Source organism: Alcanivorax sp. 97CO-5, from assembly GCF_000524665.1.
Taxonomy (GTDB): domain Bacteria; phylum Pseudomonadota; class Gammaproteobacteria; order Pseudomonadales; family Alcanivoracaceae; genus Alcanivorax; species Alcanivorax borkumensis.
This window is the reverse complement of record NZ_KI965908.1, coordinates 13,211-29,130: the sequence shown is the minus strand read 5'-3', so window position 1 is coordinate 29,130 and position 15,920 is coordinate 13,211. Positions and strand designations below refer to the sequence as shown.

At 56.0% G+C, this 15,920-nt stretch carries 18 protein-coding genes; 8 read left to right on the top strand and 10 right to left on the bottom strand.

The genetic code is table 11. The annotated features are described in order from the left end of the window. Positions 1-22: 22 nt before the first annotated feature. A complete protein-coding gene (locus Y017_RS14270; RefSeq protein ID WP_035461658.1) occupies positions 23-955 on the bottom strand; it encodes a LysR family transcriptional regulator in 933 nt (310 codons plus the stop codon). A 283-nt stretch (positions 956-1,238) separates the two neighbouring features. On the opposite strand from Y017_RS14270, the gene Y017_RS14265 reads away from it, so the two are divergent. Together Y017_RS14265 and Y017_RS14260 are read left to right on the top strand one after the other, a co-directional pair. Then, positions 1,239-1,916 carry a histidine phosphatase family protein gene (locus Y017_RS14265; protein WP_035461656.1) on the top strand — a complete coding sequence of 226 codons (678 nt, stop codon included), beginning with the start codon at positions 1,239-1,241 and terminating at the stop codon, positions 1,914-1,916. A gap of 134 nt (positions 1,917-2,050) precedes the next feature. Further along, positions 2,051-2,803 (top strand): SDR family oxidoreductase, encoded by a 753-nt coding sequence (locus tag Y017_RS14260; RefSeq protein WP_011589678.1) that lies wholly within the window; start codon positions 2,051-2,053, stop codon positions 2,801-2,803. A 140-nt stretch (positions 2,804-2,943) separates the two neighbouring features. Here Y017_RS14260 and Y017_RS14255 read toward each other — a convergent pair whose 3' ends face one another. The 6 genes from Y017_RS14255 to Y017_RS14230 form a co-directional block, all read right to left on the bottom strand. Continuing rightward, positions 2,944-3,786 (bottom strand): intermembrane transport protein PqiB, encoded by an 843-nt coding sequence (locus Y017_RS14255; protein ID WP_035461655.1) that lies wholly within the window; start codon positions 3,784-3,786, stop codon positions 2,944-2,946. Next, a complete protein-coding gene (locus tag Y017_RS14250; protein WP_011589680.1) occupies positions 3,779-4,294 on the bottom strand; it encodes a paraquat-inducible protein A in 516 nt (171 codons plus the stop codon). The genes Y017_RS14255 and Y017_RS14250 overlap by 8 nt, the downstream gene beginning before the upstream one ends. After that, the gene (locus Y017_RS14245; protein ID WP_231483540.1) at positions 4,284-4,901 is read right to left on the bottom strand and encodes a paraquat-inducible protein A; all 618 of its coding nucleotides are present in this window, start codon (positions 4,899-4,901) and stop codon (positions 4,284-4,286) included. Before Y017_RS14245 ends, Y017_RS14250 begins: the two co-directional genes overlap by 11 nt. 260 nt (positions 4,902-5,161) lie before the next feature. Then, a complete protein-coding gene (locus tag Y017_RS14240) occupies positions 5,162-6,514 on the bottom strand; it encodes a DEAD/DEAH box helicase (RefSeq protein ID WP_011589682.1) in 1,353 nt (450 codons plus the stop codon). Between the two features lie 196 nt (positions 6,515-6,710). Continuing rightward, positions 6,711-6,926, bottom strand: a complete 216-nt coding sequence (locus Y017_RS14235; RefSeq protein ID WP_011589683.1) for a DUF1653 domain-containing protein — start codon at positions 6,924-6,926, stop codon at positions 6,711-6,713. Then, entirely contained in the window at positions 6,923-7,636 is a 714-nt protein-coding gene (locus Y017_RS14230) for a triacylglycerol lipase (protein WP_035461810.1), read from the bottom strand. Before Y017_RS14230 ends, Y017_RS14235 begins: the two co-directional genes overlap by 4 nt. A gap of 221 nt (positions 7,637-7,857) precedes the next feature. On the opposite strand from Y017_RS14230, the gene Y017_RS14225 reads away from it, so the two are divergent. Next, the gene (locus Y017_RS14225; RefSeq protein ID WP_035461651.1) at positions 7,858-8,424 is read left to right on the top strand and encodes an ATP-dependent zinc protease; all 567 of its coding nucleotides are present in this window, start codon (positions 7,858-7,860) and stop codon (positions 8,422-8,424) included. 91 nt (positions 8,425-8,515) lie between these two features. Here the strand turns inward: Y017_RS14225 and Y017_RS14220 are convergent, their stop codons facing one another. Next, positions 8,516-9,421, bottom strand: a complete 906-nt coding sequence (locus Y017_RS14220; RefSeq protein WP_011589687.1) for a recombination-associated protein RdgC — start codon at positions 9,419-9,421, stop codon at positions 8,516-8,518. Between the two features lie 218 nt (positions 9,422-9,639). Here Y017_RS14220 and Y017_RS14215 point away from each other — a divergent pair, with 218 nt between their 5' ends. Next, positions 9,640-10,593: an aldo/keto reductase gene (locus tag Y017_RS14215; protein WP_011589688.1), complete on the top strand. Its 954-nt coding sequence runs from the start codon at positions 9,640-9,642 to the stop codon at positions 10,591-10,593. 261 nt (positions 10,594-10,854) lie between these two features. Then, complete coding sequence (locus Y017_RS14210; protein ID WP_011589689.1) at positions 10,855-11,745, top strand: haloalkane dehalogenase; 891 nt, start codon at positions 10,855-10,857, stop codon at positions 11,743-11,745. Between the two features lie 136 nt (positions 11,746-11,881). Here the strand turns inward: Y017_RS14210 and Y017_RS14205 are convergent, their stop codons facing one another. Both Y017_RS14205 and Y017_RS14200 read right to left on the bottom strand, forming a co-directional pair. Then, positions 11,882-12,097 (bottom strand): VF530 family DNA-binding protein, encoded by a 216-nt coding sequence (locus Y017_RS14205; protein ID WP_035461650.1) that lies wholly within the window; start codon positions 12,095-12,097, stop codon positions 11,882-11,884. Between the two features lie 11 nt (positions 12,098-12,108). Further along, complete coding sequence (locus tag Y017_RS14200; RefSeq protein ID WP_035461648.1) at positions 12,109-13,029, bottom strand: glutathione S-transferase family protein; 921 nt, start codon at positions 13,027-13,029, stop codon at positions 12,109-12,111. Between the two features lie 199 nt (positions 13,030-13,228). Here Y017_RS14200 and Y017_RS14195 point away from each other — a divergent pair, with 199 nt between their 5' ends. The 3 genes from Y017_RS14195 (at position 13,229) to Y017_RS14185 (ending at position 15,872) form a co-directional block, all read left to right on the top strand. Beyond that, positions 13,229-13,837, top strand: a complete 609-nt coding sequence (locus Y017_RS14195) for a TetR/AcrR family transcriptional regulator (protein WP_051428789.1) — start codon at positions 13,229-13,231, stop codon at positions 13,835-13,837. A gap of 108 nt (positions 13,838-13,945) precedes the next feature. After that, positions 13,946-15,103 carry an iron-containing alcohol dehydrogenase gene (locus Y017_RS14190; protein ID WP_011589693.1) on the top strand — a complete coding sequence of 386 codons (1,158 nt, stop codon included), beginning with the start codon at positions 13,946-13,948 and terminating at the stop codon, positions 15,101-15,103. A gap of 79 nt (positions 15,104-15,182) precedes the next feature. Continuing rightward, positions 15,183-15,872: a type 1 glutamine amidotransferase domain-containing protein gene (locus tag Y017_RS14185; protein WP_011589694.1), complete on the top strand. Its 690-nt coding sequence runs from the start codon at positions 15,183-15,185 to the stop codon at positions 15,870-15,872. Positions 15,873-15,920 lie beyond the last annotated feature (48 nt).

Here is a 15,920-nt window from a genome sequence, read left to right as displayed (position 1 = left end):
AGCTTTCCATGAGCCAAGGCCTCTACACAGCAGAGGCGCTGAGCTGAATGTCGTTTTGCATGACTTCCAGTTGCGCCAGCACCCGTTGGCGCAGCCAACTGTGAGCCGGGTCGGCACTCTGGTCGCGGTGCCAGTACAGGTGCATTTCCAGCCCCGGCAATTCCCCAGGGAACGGCTTCCATACCAGCCCCTGATCGCTCAACTGCCCGGCCAGGCTGGCGGGCATGGTGAGCAGCAAGTCGGTTTGTTGCACGGTGCTTAACGCGGCCTGGTAATGCTGGCAGCGCAAACGAATGTGCCGGCGATAGCCTTGCCGTGCCAGGCCGAAATCTTCCAACCCCGGCCCTTCGCGGCGGGATGACACCAGCACATGCTGGGCGGCGAGATAATCGGGCAGGTCCATGCCCTGGGCCAACGGGTGCGATTCACGCATCAGCACCACCAGCGGCCCTTCCAATACCACCTGATGCTCAATGGCTTCGGGCAGCGCCAGCATCACATCGCAGGCTAAATCCAGCCGACCACTGGCCAGTTCCGTGGCCATTTGCCGGCGGCTCACGGTTAACGATTGCAGTTTGATGCCCGGCGCTTCATCCATAAACTGGCTCATCAAGGCGGGCAGCAACCGCGCTTCCAGCCCATCGCGCAGGCCCAATACAAACGTACGCTCCGCTTCACTGGCATCGAAGCCGCCCTCTTCACTGAGGCAACGCTGAAAACCGCCCAGCGCGTGGCGCACCGGGCTCACCATGGCCCGAGCCCGAGCGGTGGGTACCATGCGGCTGCCCTGGCGAACAAATAGCGGGTCGTTTAGGCGGGCGCGCAAGCGCGCCAAGGCATGGCTAACCGCTGGCTGGGTGAGGTTGAGCACCTTGGCAGCGCGGGTCAGCGACCCTTCGGTATAGATGGCGTCGAAGACCACGAAAAGGTTCAGGTCGAATCGCGAAACATGCATGAAACTTATCCAAAATAATTGCCATGATTCATTGGATTTATTGAAACGCGCTCTCTAGCATCGGTCAATGGATAAGTGCTGGCGGCTGGCCTACGGGTACGGATTGGCTAAATGATGCAGCTCGAAGCGGCTAAACATTTATTTCCCTGCCGCCCCACGAAAGCGGCCGCCCGCCTTGGATAAAGCGGCTCATGCCGTTTGTGTTCAACCGGATGATGCGAAAAAGCGCCGGGCGCCTGCAACGTTAATGGAAACAACCTGAACAGAAAAAGAGCACTGATGTATGCCGGTGATTTACCTTATACGCCACGGCCAAGCCAGCTTTGGCAAAGAAGATTACGACCAACTTTCTGAGCCGGGCTGGGAACAAAGCCGGCTTCTTGGGCGCGCCCTACAAAACCAGATGCTGGGCCTCCCCCGTGCCCTCTGTGGCACCATGCGCCGCCACAGGGAAACCGCAGAGGCCACCCTGGGCGAGCTGGGCCTACCCAAAGAATGGCACACCGACACCGGTTTTAATGAGTACAACCACGAAGAGCTGCTGGCCGTCGACTGGCCCCTGGCCACCGACCGCCCCGCGCTCACCGCTTGGCTGGCGGAGCAGCAACAGCCGCGCAAGGTTTTCCAGGCCCGCTTTGAGCAGGCCCTGCGCCGCTGGCAGCGAGGTGAAGGTGACTACAGCGAAACCTGGCCCGCCTTTCGTGAGCGTGTGCTGGCCAGCACCTACAGCTTGGGTAACAGCTTAAGCAGCGGCGACAGCGCCTTGGTATTCACTTCCGGCGGCGCCATCAGCGTGATTATTCAACAGCTAATGGCCCTGGATAACGAAGCGCTAATTACTTATAACCGTAACCTGATTAATACCAGTGTGACTCGGGTACTTGTGAATGCAGGCACGTTGCGGCTAGTGTCGGTAAATGAGCACCTGCACCTGCCGAGCGATCAAGTAACTTATCGATAAAGAACAAGCGGAAAGTTCAATGTGTGAAACACGCGGCACAAGCATAGCCGATGGCTACACCGTGAAACCGCGTTTCAATTTTAACTGTTGAGCTTACTTTCATTCGAGCAACACGACACCGAGCGGAGAAAACAATGCCGACACGTCAAAACATTCTCATCACCGGCGCCAGCTCAGGGCTTGGCGAAGGCATGGCGCGCCTGTTTGCCGCCATGGGCCGCAACTTGGCGTTGTGCGCTCGGCGTATGGATCGGCTGGAAGTGTTGAAGGCCGAGCTGGAAGAAAAACATCCCGGCATCAAGGTGCTGATTAAACCGCTGGACGTGAACGACTACGACCAAGTGTTTGCGGTGTTCGATGCTTTCCGTACGGAAATGGCCGGCATCGATCGCATCATCGTCAACGCGGGCATGGGCAAGGGCCAACCCTTGGGCACCGGTTATTTCTATGCCAACCGGCAAACCGCTGAAACCAACTTTGTTGCTGCCCTGGCCCAGGCCGAAGCGGCCATGGAAATTTTCCGCGCCCAGGACAGTGGCCACCTGGTAATGATTTCTTCCATTAGCGCCATGCGCGGCATGAAGAAAAATTTGACCACCTATGCGGCCACCAAGGCCGGCGTGGCCATGCTAGCGGAAGGCCTGCAAATGGAATTACAAGATTCGCCTATCAATGTAACCACTATTTTTCCGGGTTTTATTCGCACCGAGATCAACGAAAAACTGAAAAACACGCCCTTTATGGTGGACACTGAAACCGGCTGCAAGGCGCTGGTTAAGGCCATAGAGAAAGAAGGCAAAAATGCCTCCGTACCTAGCTGGCCCTGGGGGCCACTCGGCTTCGCCATGCGCACCTTGCCGCTAAAAATGGTCGGCAAGATTATGTAGTAAATAATGTAGTAAGCGGCGCACCACGCTGCAGGCTTTTCGCTTTACCAACGCAAGAGGCCGCGCCCAAACATTAGGCGCGGCCTCTTGCGTATCACAACGTCAACACGATGCCCTGTTGCGGCTTATCTTTTCTACAGCTATTTCCACTTCATAATCGGTGCCCATTCGTGCCAGTCATCTTCTGGCTGGCTGTAAAGGTCAAATCGCTCGCCCTCTTTGGCTAAGGGCCCGGCCTCTGTTGGCGTGGCAAAGCTGATGCCACCGCGTAACAGGTTTTCCAGAGAGCTGGCTTGGATTTGCGCACCCTTGAATAGACCCACATCGACGCTCAGCCCGGAGCTATTCCAAAAGCGGGTATTGCTGCGCACTAACCGGGTGTATTTCGGCTCAATAATGGCCTGAACTTCCACAAAGCGGCCGCCCTGACTTAACTCACTTTCACCGATGGTGCCCACTTGCACATCGCGATAGTAAATATGCCGGCCTTTTTTCAAGGAGCCCAGCTGCTTCGCCACCAGGGTGACTCTGAGACCCAGGTTGGGCTGCTGCTCAGGGGGTGTTTCCAGCCCGTCAAATTCCTTTACCGGCTCCCCCTCACCCGGCGACACCGCGATGTATTTTCCCGATACCAGGGTGTCCAGATTACGCGCACCCGCGATGCCCAGTTCCGGCTCTACAATCCAGAAACGGCTTTTCTCCCGGGCCAGCTTTTCCGCATCACGATTCAAGCTAGCATGGACCGTGACATGATTCAGATCGTCGCTGAGTACGATTTTATCTACGCTACCCACAGGCACGCCCCGGTAGCGAAGATCAACCCCTGGCTTGATGCCTGCTCCGTTATCAAAGGTGATTTCAATTTGCACATCACGCTGTAGCAACTGGTCGTACAGCAACCAGCCGGCCACTAGCAGGCTCACTAAGGGCACTAACCAAATGGGGGAAGGCCAGCGGGAGTGTTTCACTTCGGGGCTATCCATGGTCTGCTCCGTCAGGGTTTTGGATCCATAATTGTTGGGGCGAAAAGGCATGGGCAGACAACATGGTCAGCACCACGGCCAATGCAAAGGCGAGAATCCCCGGCCCCGGTTCCACTCGGGCCAAATTGCCGAATTCCACTACCGCTGCCAGTAATGCCACCACGAACACATCGAGCATGGACCAACGGCCAATCCAATACACCAAACGATAGGCGCGAGTACTGGTGCGTGGATTACTTTCGTGGGGAACGCGCCAGTAGATTACGGCCAATACCAGCACTTTAAAGAACGGCACCAGTAAGCTGGCAATGAACACAATAATGGCAATGCCGGGCATGCCGGCTTCAAACAATTGCCAAATACCATCGGCAATAGTGCTGGCTTTTCCTTTGCCGGTTTCGATAACGGTCATGATGGGCAGCAAATTTGCGGGCACCAGCCACACCACAGCCGCGATCAATAATGCCCAGGCCAATGGCCGATGGCCTGGGGTCGCCTCAGTGGCCATGCCGTGCCTCCAGCAGCCGTTGCAGCTGATCCGGTTGTGCCAAGGTTTCCACAATAAGACGCAACAACACCGCCACCACCAAGCAGAACAAGCCCGCACCGGGGGTCACTGTGGCCATATCACCCAGCTTGGTCATGGCGATAAGAATGCCGAGCAGAAAAATATCCGTCATCGCCCATTCCCGGCTGTGCCGATACACCTTCATCCAAAATGGAGCTGGCGATGTCGCTGCAGCCGTATCGGTACGGGCCGCCCATAACAGACGCCCCACTGACAATAAATTTAACAACGGCATAAGCACCAGGGTAAACAGCAGCAATAGGCCCACCGGAAAGTAGATGCCTTGCATGAGGCGCAGTACACAATCTAGCAGGCTGGCTTCACGGTCCAAGCCCAGGTTTTCCAAACGCATTAACGGCAGAATCAGGGCGGGCAACCACAACACAGAGGTGGTCACCGTTAGCGCAAGCAAAGAATCTGGGCGCAAGGTCCAGGCGCCACTTAACTGGCACTCGCAGCGAGGGCAGCGCCATGTGCCACGGGCGTGCTGGGAAGGCGCAGCAAGCTGAGTACCGCAATCCGGGCACTGCAACGCATCAGTAGACATCAACTCCCCTCCCCTAAGCTCGGACACCGCTAGCTCCAGCCAATAACCGTACCAGAATGCCTTCCCCTGTGCGGAAAGAACGTGAACGAGAGGCGGAATTTTACGGGGTTTTATAAACCCCGTTTAAGGTGGAAACAGGCTCCGTGTTTTATGGATTTCAAACAAAAAAGGCCGCGCTCAATTTTTAGGGCGCGGCCTCTTGGGTTTATAAAACGATGCTAGGCGTAGTGCCTTTTCACGTTCTCAATCTAGTTACGTTATCAATCTAGGGGGCCGGGGGTCTTTTTGCGCTTCACTGTGGCAAACCCGCCTTTGGTGTCTTGGCTCGGCGGCCTGGCATTGCGCTTGGGTTTAGCGGCGTTTTTCTTGGCTCCGGATTTCTTGATGCCTTTTTTAGCATCTTCTTTTTTCTTCATTTTTTTCTTTTTATTACCGGCAGCCTTACCGTTGGATTTCAGGTTTTTCGGCCCCAGGAAGTTGCCCCGCAGGGCTTCCACCAAGCGGTATTCAAAATTTTGACGCAGGTAACGTTGAATACTCGCCATCAAATTCCATTCGTGGGCGGCAATCAGGGAAATCGCGGTGCCTTCCCCCCCCACTCGCCCGGTGCGACCAATACGATGCACGTACTCGTCGCCACTGCGAGGCATGTCGAAGTTGATCACCAAGTCCAGGTTATCCACGTGGATACCTCGGGCAGCCACGTCTGTGGCGACCAGCACTTTCACGGCGCCGGTTTTAAGACGATCCATGGCCAGCTTGCGATCTTTCTGATCTTTCTCGCCGTGCAGCACAAACACTTTCAGGTTAGAGGCCACCAGCACACCGCAAAGCCGATCGGCTTGTTCACGGGTATTGGTGAACACTACCGCTTTATCATAGGTTTCATTGGCTAGCAGCCATTGCACCAACCGTTCTTTGTGCTTCACATCGTCGGCAGTGATGATCTGCTGGCTCACAGATTCATTCAGGTCACGCACGGAATCGAGCACCAGCGAGCGGGGGTCGCGAAGCACACTGCTGATCATGTTTTCCATGGCGTTACCGCCCGTGGTGGCGGAGAACAACAGGGTCTGCCGCTCGGGCCGGCATTCCGCGGCCAGGCGCAGCACGTCGTCGTTGAAGCCCATGTCGAGCATGCGATCGGATTCATCCAACACCAGCATTTCTAGATCCTGCAAAAGCAGGTTGCCGGCATCTAGATGCTCGATGAGGCGCCCCGGGGTGCCAATAAGAATTTCCGGGTTCTTGCGCATTTTGGCCGCCTGCACTTTGAAGTCTTCACCGCCGGTGAGTAGCTCGGCTTTAATGAAGGTATAACGGCCTAGCGCTTCTACTTGCTTGAGGGTCTGCTGGGCCAACTCGCGAGTGGGCAACAGAATCAAGGCGCGGGTGTCGGTACGCGGGCGGGAATATTGGAGCAGCTGATGCAGCATGGGCAGCAAAAATGCCGCGGTTTTACCGCTACCGGTGCGGGCCACTACACGCAAATCGCGGCCTTCAAGCGCCGCAGGAATGGCTGCCGTCTGAACAGGGGTCGGGGTGGTAATTTCCAGCTCACCAAGCGCCTTAATTAAGCGCTCATGCAGGTTCAGGTCGGCAAACGAAGACATAACAGGCTAACTCCATGAATAAGGCGAACATTGTAGCATCCAGAGCCGTTGAAAGTTCACCGTTAAACGTGGAAACACAGTGATCGGTGCAACCCGGGCCTGAACGGTTATTGCTTCGCGCTGGCCACATAGAAGGCCGGGCGCCACGCCAACAGCCCTGCCCACGCCTTTCTACTTTGAATGCTCTCCTTTCTGCTCAATCCCCCACCCGAGCAAAGCGGGGCTGCACTTTGCCATCTCGCTCTACGGTCTCGATAAACATGGCCAATGGGCGCACCCACAGGGCCTGATCCCCGTAGAGCGGGTGGTAAACCACCACGGTTTCGCCGGTCTCAGAATGGGTTGCCAAGCCAAGCACTTGGTATTCGTTACCTTTGAAGTGCCGGTAACGACCGGGTTGCAACTCGCTCATGGCACATCTCCTGGTAGCGGGCTGCGCGGCAAACGCTCGGCAATGGCCGCCAGCACTTGAGGATTCCACGGTAGCCCCACATGGGTACCCTGCACTTCCACATTTTCAGTCATTGGCCCGCTTTCTTCCTGGCTGCACTGCCAAGCCACGATGCCGTCTTCACGGGTAAAGATGGCTGTGCACGGCACGGGTGGGGCCGCAATGCGTTGGTTAAAGGCCTCCCTGTCGGTTGGAGGTCGATTCGGATTGAACCAACTAAAAAGCGTGGACACATTATTGGCGTCTGGATCGCCATTGATAGGGCTACCCAGAGTAAAGACCTGACTCACCAGATCAGGAAAGGCCCGCGCCAGTTCCCGAGCAAACACTCCGCCCAAGCTCCAACCTACTAGCGCGACCGGTTGCTGGTGTCGCGCGCTGATTTCTTGCAACTGGGTAACTAACAGGTTTTTACGTTTGCTATTCATGCCCAGATTCGTGCCCTGGGCCCAGCCATACACGTTATACCCCAGCTTACCCAGGGCCATGCGCAAGGGCCGAGTGCTCAAGTCGCTGGCCCCAAAACCGGGCAAAACAATCACGGGCTGCCTTTTACCTAACGGCAGTTGCTTGTGCTCCAAGCCCCGTAAAAGGTAGCGCCCATAGGCCCATGCTGCGCGGCTTTCGCCTAGTAGAAGTTTGATTGATGGTGGTGCGATAACAGGTGTCATTACTGGCCCTCGGGCTGTTTCCGGCGCCATTAGCAACGGCGCATTATGGAACAATGGTAACCTGTCTGAGTGGGGTGGGGGTGGCTGACTGGCGACCGGCAGCAGCCAGACGGTCAATGATTTGCCGGGGAACGGTCTGCAGCGAACACAGTCATACTCTGCCAGCGGGGTCGGACGACTCACCCTTTTACGCAACCTATTTTTACCAACAAGGAGCGCCCATGAAAAAAGGATTTATCGCTTTCATTACTGCCTCATTACTCAGCAGCACTGGCATGGCCATGGCTACCCCCCCAAGCAGCCCGAACGTATTTGGCTGGGTGGAAAAGTCCATGTTGATGCCCTGGGGTGTGGAATTGAAAACCAAGCTGGACAGCGGCGCGCTCACTTCGTCTCTGCACGCCACCGATGTGGATGTTTTCGAGAAAGATGGCGACGACTGGGTACGCTTTACCGTGAATGTAGTGGATGAGGCCACCGGCAAAAAAGTGGAAAAAACCTTCGAGAAACCACGCTACCGTAAAGTGGTGATTCGGGGTGCCGGCGGCACCGAGCGTCGTCCGGTGGTATTAATGAAAGTGTGCATGGGCAACACGGTATATGAAGAACAGTTCACCCTGAATGACCGGTCTGACATGATTTATCCGGTTCTTCTCGGCCGGCGCACCATTTCTCACTTGGGTTATCTGGACGTGACACAGACCTTCCAGCATTCACCCCAATGCGATGAGAATTCGCCGGTGAAAATGGATAAAGACCAACAGGACGATAAGGACATTGAGGACTGAGCAGCAACGCGCATCGCTGTCATCAAATGATTAAACGCATTACCCGCGCCCCTGAATGGGGAGCGCGGGCAAAGCCTTTGCGAAACGGCGGTTACGCCGGATTCACTTCAAAATAACCGTACAGGCTGTCAATGGCGTCGCGTAGCACCTTGCCCTGCAAGCTAATACGCGCCTGCAATTCGGCTACCGCGTCTTCTGCGTCCAGTGCATCTATGTTTTCCTGTAGCAGATCCAGCGCCTTAATACGCTTGATCTCCAGCTTGTCGTTGATATCCAGTTCTAACGAATCCTGCCAAGCCAAGTTGATACGGGTGGCGACCATCCCCGTTTCCAGGTGTGCGAGAATTTCTTCCTGCCCTAGGTCCACGGCGGTGAACTTGACTGCGGCCCCTTCATCCTTGATGCCTTTCAGCTCACAACGGTCTCCCAGAGTGAAGCCTTCCGGCAGCAGTTTGGTATCGCGCAACCAATTGCTAAAGCTTGTGTAAGGGGCCGAGTTTGGCGCCGGGTACGCTACGGGCAGGGTGCCGATGGCTTTACGCAGGCAGGCGATGACTTCTTCACCGCGACTGGCGGAGGAAGAATCCACCATTACCCGCTTACGCTCAGTGTCGATAAGCAAGGAGGTGCGGCGCGAGCGAGTAAAAGCCCGAGGCATCAGCTCGAAGGTAATCTGCTCTTTAAGATCGGCCTTTTCTTTGCGCCCAACCTTGCGACCTTCTTCTTGCTGAATGTGCTCCACTTTTTCATCCAACAGTTCCTTGATCACCGGCCCAGGCAACAAGCGAGCGGTTTCTTGATAGGTGCAAAAAATAAACCCGTCCACCGCGTAGGCCATGGGGTCTTGCCCCTTGAGCGGCGGCACAAACCCTTCTGTGCGCTCCGTCTGCGAGCCACAGGGTTGGCAACGGTTCTGGTCGAGAATTTCATCCAGTTCGGCCACGGAGCAGGGGAAGGCTTCTTCACCCACAAAGACAGTCAGGTTCTTGATCCACATAGAGTTTTCCAAAAGCAGGGGCAGTGAGAAAATGCACTGCCGATAATGAGGGCGGCCAACGCCGGTCGGCCACAGTAGCGAAATGCCGAGGGCGGCTCAAGCAGGGAAGCACCCCAGCCTGCCGGGAATCAAACCAGGATTCATCAGGAACCCAACCGCCACTGGCAAAGTCCCACTATCAGAAACGCAAATACACACAGGCTTAACAGGAGCAGACCATGAAAACGCTGACTTTCGAAAATGGTGACACCCTACCCATGCTGGGCCTGGGCACCTGGAAATCCGCTCCCGGCGAGGTGTACAACGCCGTCAGAAGCGCCATTGAGATGGGTTATCGGCATATCGACTGTGCCCATATTTATGGCAACGAGGACGAAATCGGCAGAGCCCTAAGCGATGTATTGTCCGCCGGCACAGTAACCCGCGAACAATTGTGGATTACCTCAAAACTGTGGAACAGTGACCATGCCCCCGAGGATGTTCAGCCCGCACTGGAAACCACCTTACGTAACCTGCAGCTGGATTATCTCGACCTTTATCTCATGCACTGGCCGGTCGCTCTGAAGCCGGGCGTATCCTTTCCTGAATCTGCCGACGACATGGTGTCACTGAACGATTTACCGGTGGAAACCACCTGGGCGGCCATGGAAGCGCTGGTGGACAACAATCTGACTCGGCAGATCGGCGTGTCGAATTTCAGCGTAAAAAAACTGCAGGATTTAATAGGCAAGGCACAACGCAAACCCGCCATGAACCAAGTAGAGCTACATCCTTATTTGCAACAACAGAGCATGCTGGATTTCTGCCAACAACAAGGCATCCATCTCACGGCCTATGCTCCACTGGGCTCATCCGATCGCCCCGCTGGCTTAAAAGCTGAGGGCGAACCGGCACTGCTGGAAGACCCGATTATCCATGAGATTGCTGACCGTCATCGTGCCAGCCCGGCTCAAGTGTTGATCAGCTGGGCATTACATCGCAACACAGCGGTAATCCCCAAATCGGTTAACCCGGAGCGCCTAAAACAAAACCTGGCTGCCGAGGAACTGACCCTCAGCGACGAGGACATGGATGCCATTCGCTCACTGGACAAGCATCGCCGTTACGTGGACGGTGGTTTCTGGGCACAACCGGGCAGCGATTACACTGTCGCTAATCTTTGGGATGATTGACGCTAGCAAAAAAATCGAGGGGTTTTTGTAACGCCGTGGCCGGCACCTGCATCTACTGGCATTGATTTCCCACACTCCATTATCAGGGAGCCACTGAAAAACGCCTTACGTGCTTAACGTGGCCTTACGCGTGCAGCGGTTGTTTCTTGCCTTCACGGGCGGGGGCGCCCCTTCCTAGGGATTGGGTTCAACCGATGTGCGCTTAAGGCCCAGCATTCACGGCGCTTTTTAGCGGCGCCTTAATAGCAAAAAGGATCGACCATGGATTACTTGCGCACCCCAGATTCCCGCTTCGAGCGATTGCTCGACTACCCTTTCGAGCCAAACTACGTAACCGTGGACGGGCTGCGCATGCATTACGTGGATGAGGGGCCAGCCGACGGCAAGCCCATTCTGATGCTGCATGGGGAGCCAACGTGGTCCTATCTATATCGGCACATGATTCCGATTTGTGCGGCGGCGGGCCACCGGGTGATCGCCCCGGACTTGATCGGTTTCGGTAAATCCGACAAGCCAACGGATATCAATGCTTATAGTTACCAAAACCACATGGACTGGGTTAAGTCCTTACTCGACCAGCTTGAGCTCACCGAAATCACCTTAGTGTGCCAGGACTGGGGCTCACTGATTGGGCTGCGGATGGCCGCGGAGAACGAATCCCGATTCCGCGCTATTGTGGTGGGTAACGGCATGCTGCCCACCGGAGACGAGCAGGCCCCAAAGGCGTTCCATATTTGGAAAGCGTTCGCGATCCACAGCCCGGTACTGCCAATTTCCCGCATTCTCAATGTCGCCACTTTCCGCAAACTCGGCCCCGACGAAATCCGTGCCTACGAGGCGCCATTCCCCAATAGAAAATACAAAACCGCCGCACGTGCTTTTCCCAAGCTGGTGCCGGTGACACCGAACGACCCGGCCACGCAAGCTAACCGTGCAGCGTGGAAGGCGTTGGAGCAATGGAAAAAGCCGTTCTTAACGACCTTCAGCAACGGCGACCCGATTACCCGCGGAGGGGATAAATACATGCAAGAACGCATTCCCGGCGCCCAGGGGCAACCACACCAAACCCTGGTGGGCGGGCATTTCTTGCAGGAGGATTCGCCGGTGCAGTTTGCCCAAGCCGTGAATAATTTGCTGGCAGGCATGGACTAATTAAGGCTACCGCGGCATCAAATGGAGGGGGTGCCCGCCCGCGCGCCCCCTCTTTTGGGCGATCAGGCGGCTTGCCTGCTATGTCGGATTACCTCGCTAGGCTCATTGGCCTAATGACTATCGTGGTCAGCGCGGCTCACGGGGAAAAGGTGTCGACAAATAACGTTTCCACTTTCTCCCTCGCCCAGGGGGTTTTGCGTAAAAACTTCAAGCTGGATTTCACTGAGGGATCACTGATAAAGCAATTAATTCGAATGCGATCACCCAGCTCTTCCCAGCCATAATGTTCAACCAGGCGCTTCACCACCGTTTCCAGGGTGACGCCATGCAAGGGATTGTTCGGCTGATTCATCAATATCCCCTTCAGTGAGCCTTGGACAACACGTAACCCTCGCGGGGAAAGTGCACATGAACCTGCCCCACCACGGGGTCGTTACGGCGCAACACCAGAGTGTTGGCATCGCAATAGCAGAGCTCGCCCAATACGGGATCACGGCCATAATCGCACGGGGCTACACGCACAGATTGCCCGAGCAAGGGGGCTTGCTCAACCTGTACCGGCAGAGCCCGCGGCTCGGCCTGGCGTGCAATATCCAAGGCCTTATCGGCGCTAATATCCTTTCGTAAGCCTTGACCGAAAGCCTGCATCCTGTTCATCCAGGCATCCACTTTCGGGTGGCTACTGGCTAGCGGTCGGCCCGCTAAATCGCGGCGAAACCAAAGGCTGTGATAGGCGGAAAAGTCCCCAGCATTGGGGGTATCGCCAAACAGGAAATCCCCTGTTAGCAAAGTTTCCATATGATTTAGGTGCGCCGCCACTTGGCGCCGCATTGTTTTCGGGCTACCCGTCTTCACTTTCGATTTACTGCCCATTCTTACCCGGTCCACCAGCAGGCGCCCCAAACCCAGTAAGGACGATTCTTTCAAAACCCGGCGCAACAGGGTGAGATTCCCTGCCGTGACAATAGACGCCAGGAAAATCGACAGGTCCACTTCGCTAACAAAGTTTTGTACCTCTTGGCTGCAATTTTCCACGACCAACTCAGGCTTGTTTGCCAACCGGGCAATTTCGCGACTCAGCGTGCGGGTATCACAAAAAATGTCGGCGCCGATTTGAGCCACCGGAATTTTCCGATAACCACCCGCCAGCGGCGCGAGTTTAGGCCGCGGCGGCATTTCTGGCACCGTGACCGACTGCCACTCTAGGCCCGCATAGCCCAACATGGCCCGGGCCTTTTCGGAAAACGGCGAGAGTGTGTAATGGTGTAGAATCAGTTCCGACATAAAGGCATCCTATGCTACGCCAACAATGTGCCGGCAAGCCTCGTCCCCACGGGCGTGAAGGTCAAGCGCGCATTGCGTTCCCCTTGCATTGGAAACGCCATAATGGGCGAAACGCTTTGCTGCTGGTGCGTCATCCTCGTGTTGTACGCCGGGTCGCACCTCTAGACGACCGGTCTAATTTACTGTTAGGATAACCGCCATGACCGCACACGTCGTCACGCCACAGCCTGACAAACATCGCGATACCCGCCAGCACCTGCTGGATACTGGCCGCGAGATTCTCGCTGCACGCGGTTTCAGTTCTGTGGGTTTGAGCGCCATTCTGCAAGCCGCCGGTGTACCGAAAGGGTCGTTCTACCATTACTTTCAGTCCAAAGAGCGGTTTGGCCAAGCCTTACTGGAAGATTACTTTACCCACTACCTGCAGGATCTGGATTGCCGTTTTGCCGATGACAGCACTCCAGCCATCGGCAGGCTGATGCAGTATTGGCAAGACTGGCAAGAAAACTACTGCGGCCCCACCGGCCTAGGTGATTGCCTAGTGGTCAAACTCAGCGCCGAAGTTGCCGACCTCTCTGAAGCCATGCGCCTCACTTTGCGTGATGGCACCGAGCAAATCATTTCACGCATTGCCGACTGCATCGACGCCGCCATTGCCGATGGCTCTCTACACTCGCAACCTGCCCATCAAACCGCAGGCAACCTTTATCAATTATGGCTGGGCGCCAGCCTGCTCACTAAGCTGCACCGCAATGCGCAACCCATGAACCAGGCCATGACGCTGACCCAAAACCTGCTCGCTCGCTAACACACAAACACAAAACGCCACAGGCCCGCGGTTTAGCGGGCTTTTTTACCGGCCATCTATAGACGACCGGTCTAATTTAAACACATCACCGACCAAGGATACCGCATCATGAACAACTTTGATTTCTACAACCCCACTCGTATCGCCTTTGGCGAAGGAAAAATTGCGGCTCTCGACACCCTGGTTCCCGCCAACGCCAACGTGCTGATTCTGTTTGGGGGCGAAAGCGCGCGCCGCACCGGCACCCTGACCGAAGTGGAAGCGGCATTGGGTGATCGTCGCGTACAGCTCTTTGGTGGCATTGAACCCAACCCCAGTTTTGAAACCCTGATGGAAGCGGTGAGCGTGGTACAGCGTGATGGCATCGATTATCTGCTGGCTGTGGGCGGAGGGTCCGTAATCGACGGCACCAAGTTTGTCGCGGCAGCTTCGCTATTCGAGGGGGATGCTTGGAACATCCTGCTCAAGGGCGGCAGCAATATTCACCGCGCCCTACCGTTCGGCTCGGTACTGACCTTGCCCGCCACGGGATCGGAAATGAACAAGGGCGCCGTGGTAACGCGCAAGTCGCTGCACGCGAAGCTCCCTTTCCACAGTGAGCATGTGTTCCCGCAATTTTCCGTGTTGGATCCCACTAAAAGCTACACCTTGCCGCCCCGGCAAGTGGCCAACGGTGTGGTCGATGCCTTTGTTCATATTGTTGAGCAATACCTGACCTATCCAGCCGACGCTCCCGTGCAAGACCGATTCGCGGAAGGCTTGCTGCAAACGCTGATTGAAATTGGCCCGCAGGCCTTAGCGGAACCAGAACATTATCAGGTACGCGCTAACCTAATGTGGGTGGCCACCCTAGCGCTGAATGGCCTGATTGGCTCCGGCGTTCCTCAGGACTGGGCTACACATATGCTGGGGCATGAGCTCACGGCCCTGCATGGCCTCGATCATGCTCAAACCTTAGCCATTGTCCTCCCGACAATGCTGGCTGAGCGCAAGGAAGCAAAACGCGACAAACTGGTGCAGTACGCGCAGCGGGTTTGGGCTATCAACGAAGGCAGTGATGAACAGAAGGCGGATTTGGCCATTGAAAAAACCCGTGATTTCTTCGAAGGCCTAGGCGTGAAAACCCGGCTAGCGGACTATCAATTGGCTGCCGAGCACATTGAGCCGCTTATCGACAGCCTTGAAGCGCATGGCATGACGGCTCTGGGGGAACACAACGACGTCACCCCTGAGGTATGCCGCCGAGTACTGCACGCCAGCCTTTAACAAGGGCGCGAGCACTCCCTTTACAACACCATCATCCCGACCCGGGGTGATGGTGAAATCACAGAACGGAGATCACCCAATGAATATTCTGATGATTCTTACCTCCCACAATCAACTGGGCGATACCGGCCATAAAACCGGTTTTTGGCTGGAGGAGTTCGCCGCACCCTACTATGTTTTCAAAGATGCCGGTGCGCAGATCACCCTGGCTTCGCCCAAAGGCGGTCAGCCCCCTCTCGACCCAAACAGCGCCACACCGGACGCACAAACCGCAGCCACGGACCGATTCAACCAGGACAGCGAGGCTCAAGCCGCACTGGCCAACACTCGGACTCTGGCGGAAATACACGCCGATGCATTTGATGCGGTGTTCTATCCTGGCGGGCACGGCCCGCTTTGGGATTTGGCAGAAGATGCCACCTCTATTGCCCTGGTTGAATCGTTTAACGATGCGGGCAAACCTGTGGGCGCGGTCTGCCACGCACCGGCGATTTTCCGTCACACGCGCCACAACGGCCAACCACTGGTTAAAGGCCGTACCGTTACCGGCTTCACCAATGGTGAGGAAGAGGGCGTACAACTCACCCACGTGGTTCCTTTCTTGGTGGAAGACATGCTCAAAGCTAACGGTGGGCTCTACAAGAAAGGGGAGGACTGGGCCAGCCATGTAGTCACTGACGGTAATGTGGTGACAGGGCAGAACCCCGCCTCATCCGCAGACAGTGCTAAAGCAATACTGGCCCTTTTAGACCACTCCAGCCGGCATTAAATGTCCGAGCCCGACGCCAGGAACGCAAAAAAAATGAGCCTCACGTGA